The sequence below is a fragment of the Microcoleus sp. B3-D2 genome, assembly GCF_036705345.1.
Classification (GTDB): domain Bacteria; phylum Cyanobacteriota; class Cyanobacteriia; order Cyanobacteriales; family Microcoleaceae; genus Microcoleus.
Window position 1 is genome coordinate 39337 of record NZ_JAUBUG010000008.1, and the last position, 12432, is coordinate 51768.

Here is a 12432-nt window from a genome sequence, read left to right on the forward strand (position 1 = left end):
ATCGCACAGCCGAATTCTCATCAGATTGAGCCAGTTGTTTGAGCCAAGGTAAGGTTTCTGGGTCATCTTTCCACCCCTGTGCTAATTCTTCGACTGCTGCACGTCGCACATACAAATTATTATCAGATTGAGCCAGTTGTTTGAGCCAAGGTAAGGTTTTTGGGTCATCTTTCCACCCCCGTGCTAATTCTTGTACTGCTGCACGTCCCACAGCCGAATTCTCATCAGATTGAGCCACTTGTTGGAGCAAAGGTAAGGTTTTTGGGTCATCTTTCCACCCCCGTACTAATTCTTGGATTGCTGCATATGGCACAACCGAATCATCATCAGATTGAGCCATTTGTTGGAGCCAAGGTAAGGTTTTTGGGTCATCTTTCCACCCCCGTGCTAATTCTTCGACTGCTGCATATCGCACATACGAATCATCATCAGATTGAGCCATTTGTTGGAGCCAAGGTAAGGTTTCTGGGTTATCTTTCCACCCCTGTGCTAATTCTTCGACTGCTGCACGTCGCACATACAAATTACTATCAGATTGAGCCAGTTGTTGGAGCCAAGGTAAGGTTTCTGGGTCATCTTTCCAAGTGTAAGCGATCGTACTTACTGCTGGAGTCCGAATTTTAGGAACTAGACCTACCTCTTCTTGATGAGCCTCATAATAATAATTGAGGTCGTACTTGGTTAACTCTTTTAAGCGTTCAAGCAATTGAGTCTCAACCGCAGCAATCTCTTTTCTCTCTCTCACTTCATTCAAACACTTCGCCGCCAAAAACAGATTGCGGAACTTTTGCCCTTCCCCATCCTGCTCAATCAAAAACTCAATCAACTTCCCGGTCAAGTTTCCAGGAATCAATCCGGCAATTAAGCACAAAACTTCCTGCCAAGATTCATCATCCCAGTGCTTGCCAAAAACCTCTGTTTTTAACTCCTCCAGTAAAATTTCTGGTGTCTTATACAACCTTTCCACAACCTCCGACGCACAGAAATATTCCAAAAAAGTTCGATGCACAAATCCGTAACTATCCGCGCCCAAAAAGCATAAAATAAAGTTGCGAGTTCGCAGTTGATTAATGATTAATTTCGCCCCTACTCTGGGTCGATCGAAATCTTTATTTTTCAGATATGCTGTCAGGGTATTCTCCAAATCTTCCGCACTAATAATATTGCCAGCTAAGCCTTGAGGTGCTGCTTGCATTTTGTAAGCGACTCGCCGCAGCATTTCTTGCTTATCTTTAGCATCAATAGTTTTCGGATCGAGCCTGCTATCCTCTACTAAAGACCTTTCCACATCCCATTGATAAAGCAATACCCGCGAAGCTTGATTGTAAAGTTCGGCCCGGTCTCTCGGCAATTCTTGCCCGCTATTTAAAATCGCCATAATCGTCAACAATAACGGATTACCCGCTAAATCTCGAATCGTTGATGAATACGCTAATGCTCTTTCCATACGATCGCGAATCCGCGCTTTTTCCCCAGCATCAGTAAAAGTTAATTCGTGCCAGCGGCGAACAAAATCTTGAATTTGTTCCGCGTTCAAATCTTGGAGAATAAAGTGATGAAACTCTGCATCTTGCAAGCGTTGAGGTTTGTAACCAATAATCCGAGACGTGACAATCACTCGCACGCGCGGATACTCATTGGTAAACCGATGAATCGCCGTAATTACATCTTCTCGTTTCCCGGTATCGAAAATTTCATCTAACCCGTCGAACATCACCACAGCGTCGCCTGCTTTAAGCTGTTCCTGTAATTGATGCTGATTCAAGTGACAAATTGAACCCGGACTTTGATGGAAAAATTCGAGGAAATTCTTGCAATGTCCTGATTCCCCGCTGCGAATGTAAGTCCGCAATTCTATTAGCAGCGGAATCGGCAGAGATGTCACGCTATTTAAGGGCGATCGCGCCCAGTTTAATGCTAAATATTGTAACAGAGTAGACTTGCCAGAACCCGGATCGCCTAAAATAACAATGTAGGGATACTTTTGCTTGTCATTGATAACATCTAACACGGATACGATCGGCTGAGAAAAATAACTGCGCCGATATTTCTCTAAATTTTCTAGATCGATCGCGTCTAATTGATTGCTGTCTTGCAGCCGCCGTTGATGTTCTTTAGGAATTTCGTAAGCTTGCGGCAGAAATGATTCGTAAATCGATCGCACATCTTGGAAAATAAAGATTTGCCAAACCTTCAGCTTTTCCCGATAATCGTAGGTATTGGGATCGACGCTGCTTAAATTGAGATTGCTGTAACGCTCGCACAGAGCTTCTTGATATTGCCTCAAGTCAAATTCGGGGATAATCCCCGCCGTTTCTTGAGTATTTTTCTGAATGCTATCCAGATTTTGAGCCTTCAAGATATCGCGCAAGTCTGTTGAGTCAAAGAAAATTTCTTGAACTTCTGCGAGATACTGATTGGCGATGGTTAGCCACTTAAATCTTGCTGGTAAAGGAGTTAAATTTAGTTGAGTCCAGGTTTGTTCGAGAAGTTCTGCATCGAGAGATTCGGGATCGCTCTCAAAAGCCTTGGCCAAAATTTCCTTAACAGACTTGTTGCTGATAAACTGTTTAACATCTTTAATATACAGCTTTCTTTGCTCTGGGGAAAGTCCGCCAATTTTCAACTGCTGTTCCACCAACTCCAAAAACTTTTTGATTGCTTTGCCCGCTGCGACTTTTCGCGGGTCTTTTTCGCGTAATAAGACGTTTTTCAGGGAATCTTTAAAAAAATCTTTAGCAAAATCCTTCGCGCCGTCTTTGACTAAATCTTCTAAGATGGGTTTAACGAGAATGCCTACTGCTTCCGTTGCTCCCCAGAGCAAAAGCCAATCGATCATAAAGCTAGCCCGAGAATTAATTTATGTTGATAATATAGCAATTATCAAGGATTTATGAAATTTAAAAAACTGTAGGGTAATAATCTCCCGTGGCTGCCCCGATAGGTTAAGGTAGTATCAGTTTTCTGTCGTAGCGCTGCGATTAGCCCCGCTCCCCCCTGATTGTTGCCCTCTACTCCCCCTTAAAAATGGGGAAGAGCATCAAAGTTTCCCTTTTTTAGAGGGATTTACGGGGTTCAAGACTCGGCTATAACGAGCGATCGACACTAATTTCTTTCCTGCTTCGTGGCGGTTCCAAAATAGTTACATTTTTATATGTTTGTTGCCGATCACTTGTGCTATAATCTAATAATGGGAGTGTGACTGATTTTAAGATTAACGCATAAATTAGTATTATTTAATAATACCATATCAATCGCAAACAGTAAAGTAGTGGCTCCCCAAAAAAAACAAAAAATTTTTGAGATATCATTAAGAAAAGTAAAGCGTAAAATGGGTAAAATTGAGATAGGAAAGTAGCGAGAATTATGACATACGACTACGATTTGTTTGTGATAGGTGCGGGTTCCGGCGGATTGGCGAGTTCCAAGCGAGCAGCATCCTACGGCGCAAAAGTGGCGATCGCCGAAAATGACTTAGTAGGCGGAACCTGCGTAATTCGCGGCTGTGTCCCGAAAAAGCTCATGGTGTACGCTTCAACATTTTCGCACCTTTACGAAGATGCAGTGGGCTACGGCTGGAGCCCTGTTGAAAGCAGCTTTGATTGGGAAAAACTCATCACCAGCGTAGACACAGAAGTGCGGCGGCTGAGCAAACTGCACATCAGCTTCCTCGAAAAAGCCGGAGTCGAATTAATCTCAGGATACGCGAAATTTATTGACCCCCACACCGTCGAAGTTGGTGACAAAAAATTTACCGCAGCCAAAATCTTAATTGCAGTCGGCGGAGAAGCCAGAAGAGTCCCAATTCCCGGCATCGAACACGCGATAACCTCCCGCGAAATCTTCCTGCAAAAAGAGCAGCCAAAACGGTTAGCCATTTGGGGTGGTGGCTACATCGGTGTCGAATTTGCTTGCATTATGAACGGGTTGGGAAGCAAAGTAACTCAAATCATCCGCAGCGAGTTAATTTTGAACGAGTTCGACACAGAAATTCGCACCAACGTGCAAGAAGGAATGATGAAGCACGGAATAAACATTTTGACCGAAAGCTCGATCAACCACATTGAGAAAACTCCAGAAGGCTTACAATTAACTTTGTCGGGAAAATCCGAAGGAACGCTCATAGTAGACGCGCTGTTGTGCGCTACCGGGCGCTTGCCGAACTTGGAAAAATTGGCTTTAGAAAATGCGGGGGTAGAAATCGATAATTGTGCGATCGCAGTTACCAAAGACAGCCGCACCAGTCAGCCGCACATTTTTGCAGTGGGAGATTGCACCAACCGCATCAATTTAACGCCAATTGCGATCGCCGAAGGACGCGCTTTTGCAGATACTGAATTTGGCCACAATCCCAGAGCAATCAATTACGAAAATGTCCCGTCGGCGGTATTTTCCCAGCCGGAAGCGGGTACAGTCGGCTTAACAGAAAGCCAAGCCAGGGCTAAATTTGGCGATTCAATTAAGTGCTACACAGCCAAGTTTCGGCCGATGTTTCACGCTTTGACAGGTGCAGATGAGAAAACTTTTGTCAAGTTAATCGTTGAGACTAATACCGATCGAGTTTTGGGCGTGCACATGGTTGGGAAAGACGCGGGCGAGATTATTCAAGGAATGGCGATCGCGGTTAATATGGGAGCTACGAAGAAAGACTTCGACGCGACTATTGGCATTCACCCATCGACTGCTGAAGAGTTTGTGACTCTGCGGTAAAGCCGGGGAAGCAGCCAGGGGTTTAAACCCCTGGCTAATAGCTAAAGTCGGTTAAAACCGACTCAAGAAAACTATTTTGAATAACCAGCAGGATGCCTGTTCCACACAAAAATTTAATTTTCTGGTTGTGGGGTGGGCGTCCCGCCCGCCCAAAAATACAATTTAGATACAAAACACCTTATTAATGAGTAATTCAACCAAACAGAACAAAATTTTAGCATTCTATCTCGGTCAGCAGCCTGATTCACAAGATCGGGCGATCGAGCATATTTGGTCGTGGGATTACCAGAAGCTGGAATCCGTGCACAATTACATTCAATGGCTGTTTCCGCTGAGAGAAAAGAGTCGCTTTAATTCCAGTGCTCCTACTTTAAATGATGAGGTGGTTCAAGCTTTTAGAACAAGTGAAGAGTTGAGAAATCGCTTAGTCAAATCTCTAAAAGTTATGCTGGCGTTTTACGGGTTGGAATGCCGCGAAGGGGAAAACGCAGAAATGGTAATTGCCAAATCCGAGGAATATTTGTCAAGAAAAAGAGAGTGGATTGAACCATTTAATCACAACTACCTGCGGCTGACTAGGATTCTCACAAGTTTGACAAATTTGGGATTGAAGAATTATGCTTTGGCTCTTTTCAGGTGTTTGGACGAGATATATAATGAAAATAAAGAAAGTATTGGTTTAAAAACTTATACATATTGGAAAAATGCTGTAAATAGTTAAATCGGGACAAGCCAATCAGCGGGACAGTAACCGAACGCTACGATCACAATAAATAATGGATAAAGCAATTACAGAAAATCACTCTCAGTCGGGCAGAGAAATTTATCAAAGGATTTCCAACAACATTCAAAAAGTGGTGAAAGGGCAATCAGCAGCAATCAGGAAATTGCTGTCAGCCTTTGTGAGTGGCGGGCACGTCCTCCTAGAAGATTATCCCGGTACAGGTAAAACTACCCTAGCTAAAGCCCTAGCCTTATCTGTAGATGTCAGCTTTAAACGCATTCAATTTACACCTGACCTTTTGCCATCCGATATCTTGGGCATATCCATGCTCGACCCCAATCAACGCACGTTCCATTTCCACGAAGGCCCAATTTTTGCTAATATTATCTTGGCTGACGAAATCAATCGGTCATCACCGCGAACCCAATCAGCACTCCTAGAAGCAATGGCAGAATTTCAAGTCAGCATTGACGGAAATTTGCACAAACTTAAAGACCCATTTTTTGTCATTGCTACTCAAAATCCAGTAGAATCTCGTGGCACTTATCCACTTCCTGAAGCCCAAATGGATCGCTTTGCAGTTCAATTTAGTCTAGGATACATCTCGCCAGAAGACGAAGTTAACCTGCTCGGAGACCAAATCCATCAACATCCTATTGATACACTTCAAACCTGCGTTAATTTAGAGGATTTAATTAGCTTAAAACAGCAGGTAAAGCAAATTAGAATTAGTGAAGAATTGAAACGTTACCTCGTAGATATCGTGAATGCAACTCGCTCAGCCGAAGGCGTACAACTAGGAGCGAGTCCCAGAGCTTCCATAGCTTTAATGAAAGTTGCTCAAGCATTAGCTTTGTTCGATGGCTATGAGTTTGTTACGCCAGAACATATTCAAGAACAGGCGGTATCAGTCATCGCTCATCGCCTAGTAATGGAACCTCAAGCGCGTTTTTCTGGCAGAATGGCCCCAGGTGTTGTTGAAGAAATTATCAAATCTATTCCTGTACCTGCCTAAAAAATGAAACGTTTTTTCTACGCTATTTTTCGCTTCGGTGCGCGTGTAAATCGCTCGCGAAAGAAGCGATTGACCAACAATGGTTTAGCAGTGCTTAGCTGCACGCTTTTAGCGGGGGTTTTAGGATTAGATACTAATCAAACCCTGACCTATCAAATCTTTACTTTCCTGTTGTCAATTATAGGAATAGCCATAATTTTCAGTAGATTTTTTCGCTTCCACTTCAATGCAGTACGGTTCTTGCCAAAGTTTGCAACTGTTGGAGTCACTTTAAAATACCGTATTCTCATTCATAACAAAACTAGCCAGAGTCAAAATAACCTGAAATTGGGGGAAAATTTTGCCGACACATACCCAAGTTTTCAAGAATTTATAGAAACACCTGAACCCGGTGAAGAACAGCGCACTTCATTGGATAAATACTTCGGCTATTATCGTTGGCTGTGGCTGATTTATAGAAAACAATGCGCCACAGCTAAAGCCATAGAATTGCCTCCTCTTCTACCCAATAGCAAAACAGAAGTGGTATGTGAAATTACGCCGTCCTACAGAGGTGTTATCCGCCTGATTGGTCTAACAGTTACTAGGTCAGATCCTTTTGGGATTTGGAATGCTTGTAAAACAATTTCCTTGCCCCAATCTATGTTAATTTTACCCAAACTATATCATTTACCACCAATTCAGCTTCCTGGCTCAAGAAGATATCAATCAGGTGGCGTAACATTAGCTTCATCCGTAGGAGATTCTGAGGAATTTAGGTCTCTGCGGGATTATCGACCGGGAGATTCGCTACGCAAAATTCACTGGAAAAGTTGGGCAAAAGCAGGTAAGCCAATGGTCAAAGAAGAACAGGATGAATTTTTTGTGAGGCACGCCCTTATTTTGGATACATTTCAAAGTGTAAAATATAGTGAAATTTTAGAAGAGGCCATCTCAATAGCTGCTTCCTTATCCTATGAAGTTCAGACTCAAGAATCCTTATTGGATTTGATGTTCGTCGTTCAAGAAGCTTATTGTTTTACCTTGGGCAGAGGGCTGAACTCTACTGAAAAAATACTAGAAATTCTCGCCTCCGTAGGTGCCTGTCAGGATAAAGATTTTGACTCGCTCACCTCAGTTTTGATGGAAAAAATCTCTCTGCTAAGCGGTTGTATTTGTATATTTTTGTGTTGGGACGAACCTAGAAAAAGATTAGTAAATTATCTGAGAAGTCGCGGTATCCATACCTTAGTTTTAATTTTAGCAGAGCGAGACGCTCAATTAGATAGCTTAAATTTAGAACTCATTAAAGATGACTTAACAAGCTGCCATATTTTAAAGCTAGGTCAAATACAAGAGGAGTTAATGAAATTATGAAAATGCCAGTGTTTCTTTTGGGTGCTAGTGTAATTTTTTGGGGCTGGCAGACGGGACTATGGTTTTTTGCTTTGCCAATTGCTCTGATTTTAGAGGCAGCTAACTGGTTGCCTTATCGGTGGGATTTTTCAGCTAGTGATTTTAGGCGCATTGCTAATTTTTGCCTGATTTTTTTGTGCTGTTTGCTGGTTTATCTCCTGGTCGCCAACCGCTCTATTTACTTGATATATAATTTGTTGCAATGGCTTCCTGGTGTATTTTTTCCACTGGTAGCTGCTCAGGTATATTCTGTCAAGGAAAGTCTGGATATACGCCTAATGTTTTTGTGGCTAAACAAAGTCACAAAAAAAGCAACACTTAACCCCTTGATGGTGAACCTTAATTATCCATATTTTATCTGTTGTCTGCTATCCGCTAGTACGGCGAACAGTAGAGATATCTCTTTTTATGCTGGGATATTTGCCTTAACCGCTATTGCTTTGTGGTCGGTGAGAACGAAAAATTTTTCATCTATTCTCTGGCTGAGTCTGATGTTAATTGCTGGCAGTATAGGATTTATAGGGCAGATGGGCTTGCACCAACTTCACGTGGCAGTAGAACAGCAAGCAATCTCATGGCTTAGTAATGGTAATTCTCAAGAAACTGATTTTTTGAAAAAACAAACGAACATGGGATCAGTGGGATTATTAAAACAGTCAAATGAAATTATTTTTAGAGTTGCCCCTGAAGCTAAACAGACTCCTCCCCGACTCCTAAGAGAAGCAACTTATAATCGCTACAACTCTTCACTTTGGCTGGCCTTAAATCCTAACTTTGTTCCCGTACAACCAAAGATTAATGGCACAACTTGGGATTTAGGCAACCAACTACCGAATCCATCAACGATTACTATTTCGGCTACACTCCCAGGCAACCAAGGTTTATTAAAGCTGCCAGATGGAACTTTTAAAATTGACGCATTGCCTGTCAGTCAGATGGAAAAGAATAAATATGGCACAATAAAAGTGGTGGGAAAAGTTGATATGCTGGCTTATCGAAGCTACTTTAATAATAATTTTTCTGTAGATAGCCCGCCAACAGAAGACGACCTGCAAATACCAAAATCCGAAATGGCGGCACTGAATAAAATCCTCAGTCAAGTGGATACTCAAGGAAAGTCGCCACCAGAAATATTAGATAAAATAGAGTGGTTTTTCCTAAAAAATTTCGTTTATTCACTGAAGCTTAGGGGCAAAGATAATGATGCTACGCCTCTATCAACCTTTTTACTGGACACTCGCTCGGGACATTGCGAATATTTTGCTACCGCTGCGACACTTCTCCTGAGAAAACTCGGTATTCCAGCCCGTTATGCTGTTGGATATTCTGTTCACGAATTTAGTTCTTTGGAGAACCAATATATTGTAAGAAGTCGCCATGCTCATGCTTGGACTTTGGCTTATATCGCGGGGAAATGGCAAGCTTTTGATCCTACGCCTTCTGATTGGGAAAGCATGGAAGATGCTGCTGCTCCCCCAGGGGCTTTTATCTCTGATTTATGGTCGCTATTGAGTTACAAAATTGTGCTGGGGTTGCGATATTTATCAGGTAGCAATGGATTGAAGTATGGGGGAGTCATCCTGCTGGCATTAATATTTTTTTGGAGGTGTAATCCTAATTTTAAGAAAACTGTACGCCTTTTATCTAAGAAACAAAGATGGCTAAAAGCTATTTATAAGAAAGATTCGTTGAGTCCGAAATCGGAATTTTATTTAATCGAACAGGCATTAAATGAGTCTGGATTGATTCGCCCTCCTTCCGAGTCTTTAAAAAATTGGATCGAGAGGTTAAAAAAAGAAAAACCGGAATTATATTGTCTCGAAGAGTTAGCATTGTTGATTGAGATTCATTATTGCGATCGCTTCGATCCCAAAGGAATTAAAGACGCCCAAAAAGCTGAATTGAAATTGGCAATTCAATCCTGGATCGAGCAATATCGCAGGCAGGCGATCGCCTCAAACTCTCAGGTTAATAAAAGCGGTAAGTCTACTATAGCTTTTCTCAGGTAGGTGAGGTACAGATTTAGATTTTAAATTGGGAGATTGAGGACTTTTTAATTGATTCGTAAATTCCCCAATAATTCAATTATTCAATCTCAACTTGTACCTCCCTTAACTGAGAACCGCTATATATACCTTTTCTAAATTACTTGTACAAGACCGTCGGTTATTAGACAAGTCACAATTGCTTTATGCCTACTTAAGAGAACAGCCTTATCAGGGTACTTATACAATTAATCTATCCTCCGAGCAAGGCATTGGTCGAACAGCAGGAGTGGAAACTAGCTCATAATCCACTTGTGTGTACGCGGTAGCCTTAAAAAGGGGGACGAAAGAGAAGATTCTTGTCCCCCCGCAACGATTCGGGGAGCACCGGGGCGATCAGGTTTTAATCGCTCGACAGAAGACTCGCATTACATTTGAGGTTAAGTTGACACCAATGGGCATTGTCATGTCCCTACCCGCTGAGCAAATTTTTACTGGTTTTACTTGTAACTAGGCGCTTAGCGAAAGTAACGCTTCTGGGGCGAGTCAGAGCGTCCATTTTCTCAACCCAGGCTCGGACTCTGGATCTGGGTTTCCAGGCTTTACACCTCGGAACCCGTTAATTACAGGAAAAATCAGGACACGGCAGTGCCGTTTCCCTACCTGCCGCCTCGTCGAAAAAAAATTTTAAATCCTTTGAACCTTTTTTAGAGCTGTCCTGTCTAAACACTTCAGATAACGAACTGGTGGGGGAGACTTCACAGGTGTTAGGTGTGCCAGCCAATGTTTTAATCGATGACTGTTCCGACTCGGACTTAGTTGCTCAATGTTTAAAGGGCGATCGTACTTGCTTTCGGTACCTTTACCAACGCTACCAACACAAAGTCAGGTCAACCCTTTACCAACTCTGCGGCCCGTCGCTTCTTGACGATTTAGCACAAGAAGTATTCCTACGAGTCTGGAAAGGATTGCCCAAACTCAAGCACCAGGAAAACTTTTCTACTTGGCTTTATCGAATCACTTGGAATGTGGCTTCCGACCAAAGACAAGCATTTGCTAAACAGCATTCTTTTGACTCCCAACTCAAAAATCAAGAAGTAAGGGATCGGGTTATTCTCAAAGATAACACATCGGACTTGATGCAGTTGCACTATCAAGATTTAGTGCAACGGGGACTGGAGCAATTGAGCTTTGAACACCGCAGCGTTTTGGTGCTGCACGACTTAGAAGACATCCCGCAAAAAGAAGTAGCCCAAATTTTGGGACTGCCGGCGGGGACTGTCAAATCTCGCGTGTTTTATGCCCGAAATTCTCTGCGGCAATTTTTGCAAAAAGAAGGTGTCAGCGAGCTATGAATAACCCAAGCAGCGACCAAGAGTTAGTTAATTTCTTGAAGCAACATCGCCCAAATATTCCTGAAGCTGCACCAGATTTAGAGCAAAAAATTCTAGCAGCAATAGAAAGTAATCAGGCGAGTTTTTTCCATGAAACCTACCGGGAAAAAACGCGATTAAGTGGCTCAGCTAAGTCTGGTGACAGGTTAAAAATATCCTCTGTTTCTAAGTGGGTTTTCTCGTCTGCGATTGCTGCTGGTCTGCTAGTTCTTTGGTCGGGCTACCGTCCGTTTGAGACTGCACAATTGCCCGATAAGGAAACAGCTCAATTAGAAGCATTTTTAGTTACTAACTGGGAGGGTGTACTCCATGATTCTCCCCAAGAAAGTATGACCGAGCGCTCACAAACAGACTGGTTGACTTTCAGCCCGGGTGCTGACAGTGAACCGCCAACAAATAAGTAATATCAAAGAGGCAATTTTCATGTCAATTCGTCGTATATCTGCCCTAGCCGTTTTAATGCTGACTCTCGGTAGCACAGCCGCAGCAATAGCAGTTCCCAATCCTCTAGAACCGGAAACAATTGCACAAAACCAGCGTCCCAATCGACCCGCTGGCAGGGAAGGTGGGATGTTCGAGAAACTTAATTTAAGCGCCGAGCAAAAGCAGCAAATGCAGGCAGTTCGCGATCGCTACAAAGACCAAGTTTCCCAGCGGATGCAAGCAGTCCGCCAAGCCAGACAAGAATTGGAAACGATGATGTCCGGCACGGCCAATGCTAGCGAAATGCGCGAAAAACACCGTCAAATAATCGGATTGAGGCAGCAGTTGGAAGAGGTGCAATTTGAAAGTACACTCGCAATGCGAGAATTGCTCACAGCCGAACAGCGCAGCCAATTAGCTCAAATGATACAGCAGCGCCGACAAACTGCTAGAAACAGGATGCAAAACGGTCAAAAACCGCAGTAATTGACGAGTAGTTTTGAGTGAATCGCAGAGTGCCCAGTACGCACTCTGCGATTCATTGTAAGCAGGTAGAAATCCATAAAGGCAGGCATCGATAAACGAAGCTTTTCTGTAATCAATGCGATTGCTTTATCTCTTTGATAAAGCAGTCTAAAAGCGAAGCAAGTTTCAAGTTTAGGAGTGCTTGAGTTTGTTATAAACACTCTAAAAGCACAGAAGTCAACTCGCTACGATTCCTTGAACTATTCGGAAGAGCCGTATATATTTTATTTGATGGAGTATCTTAAGTTTTTTAGTTAATAA

9 protein-coding genes are annotated in these 12432 nt (G+C 42.8%); 8 read left to right on the top strand and 1 reads right to left on the bottom strand.

Translation table 11 applies throughout. The annotated features are described in order from the left end of the window. Nucleotides 1-2839 (bottom strand): HEAT repeat domain-containing protein (locus QUB14_RS04880; RefSeq protein WP_333297100.1); only part of this gene is annotated, 2839 nt, incomplete at its 3' end. A 527-nt stretch (nucleotides 2840-3366) separates the two neighbouring features. Between QUB14_RS04880 and gor the strand changes: the two genes are divergently transcribed. The 8 genes from gor (at nucleotide 3367) to QUB14_RS04920 (ending at nucleotide 12132) form a co-directional block, all read left to right on the top strand. Next, nucleotides 3367-4710 (top strand): glutathione-disulfide reductase, encoded by a 1344-nt coding sequence (gene gor, locus QUB14_RS04885; protein WP_333215516.1) that lies wholly within the window; start codon nucleotides 3367-3369, stop codon nucleotides 4708-4710. A 184-nt stretch (nucleotides 4711-4894) separates the two neighbouring features. Next, nucleotides 4895-5431 (top strand): opioid growth factor receptor-related protein, encoded by a 537-nt coding sequence (locus QUB14_RS04890; protein ID WP_333215514.1) that lies wholly within the window; start codon nucleotides 4895-4897, stop codon nucleotides 5429-5431. A 55-nt stretch (nucleotides 5432-5486) separates the two neighbouring features. Further along, nucleotides 5487-6449, top strand: a complete 963-nt coding sequence (locus tag QUB14_RS04895) for a MoxR family ATPase (RefSeq protein WP_333071013.1) — start codon at nucleotides 5487-5489, stop codon at nucleotides 6447-6449. Between the two features lie 3 nt (nucleotides 6450-6452). Continuing rightward, entirely contained in the window at nucleotides 6453-7805 is a 1353-nt protein-coding gene (locus QUB14_RS04900) for a DUF58 domain-containing protein (protein WP_333215512.1), read from the top strand. A 233-nt stretch (nucleotides 7806-8038) separates the two neighbouring features. Beyond that, the gene (locus QUB14_RS04905; RefSeq protein WP_333215510.1) at nucleotides 8039-9853 is read left to right on the top strand and encodes a transglutaminase domain-containing protein; all 1815 of its coding nucleotides are present in this window, start codon (nucleotides 8039-8041) and stop codon (nucleotides 9851-9853) included. A gap of 740 nt (nucleotides 9854-10593) precedes the next feature. Next, a complete protein-coding gene (locus tag QUB14_RS04910) occupies nucleotides 10594-11184 on the top strand; it encodes a sigma-70 family RNA polymerase sigma factor (protein ID WP_333215508.1) in 591 nt (196 codons plus the stop codon). Then, complete coding sequence (locus tag QUB14_RS04915; protein ID WP_333215506.1) at nucleotides 11181-11627, top strand: hypothetical protein; 447 nt, start codon at nucleotides 11181-11183, stop codon at nucleotides 11625-11627. The genes QUB14_RS04910 and QUB14_RS04915 overlap by 4 nt, the downstream gene beginning before the upstream one ends. 19 nt (nucleotides 11628-11646) lie before the next feature. Beyond that, nucleotides 11647-12132, top strand: coding sequence for a Spy/CpxP family protein refolding chaperone (locus QUB14_RS04920; protein ID WP_333215504.1), 486 nt, complete (start codon nucleotides 11647-11649; stop codon nucleotides 12130-12132). Nucleotides 12133-12432: the final 300 nt, after the last annotated feature.

Bases quoted from the DNA above. Each gene is read 5' to 3' on its own strand.
- QUB14_RS04920 (WP_333215504.1), top strand. From the start codon at position 11,647: ATGTCAATTCGTCGTATATCTGCCCTAGCCGTTTTAATGCTGACTCTC.
- QUB14_RS04900 (WP_333215512.1), top strand. From the start codon at position 6,453: ATGAAACGTTTTTTCTACGCTATTTTTCGCTTCGGTGCGCGTGTAAAT.
- QUB14_RS04895 (WP_333071013.1), top strand. From the start codon at position 5,487: ATGGATAAAGCAATTACAGAAAATCACTCTCAGTCGGGCAGAGAAATT.
- QUB14_RS04890 (WP_333215514.1), top strand. From the start codon at position 4,895: ATGAGTAATTCAACCAAACAGAACAAAATTTTAGCATTCTATCTCGGT.
- gor (WP_333215516.1), top strand. From the start codon at position 3,367: ATGACATACGACTACGATTTGTTTGTGATAGGTGCGGGTTCCGGCGGA.
- QUB14_RS04915 (WP_333215506.1), top strand. From the start codon at position 11,181: ATGAATAACCCAAGCAGCGACCAAGAGTTAGTTAATTTCTTGAAGCAA.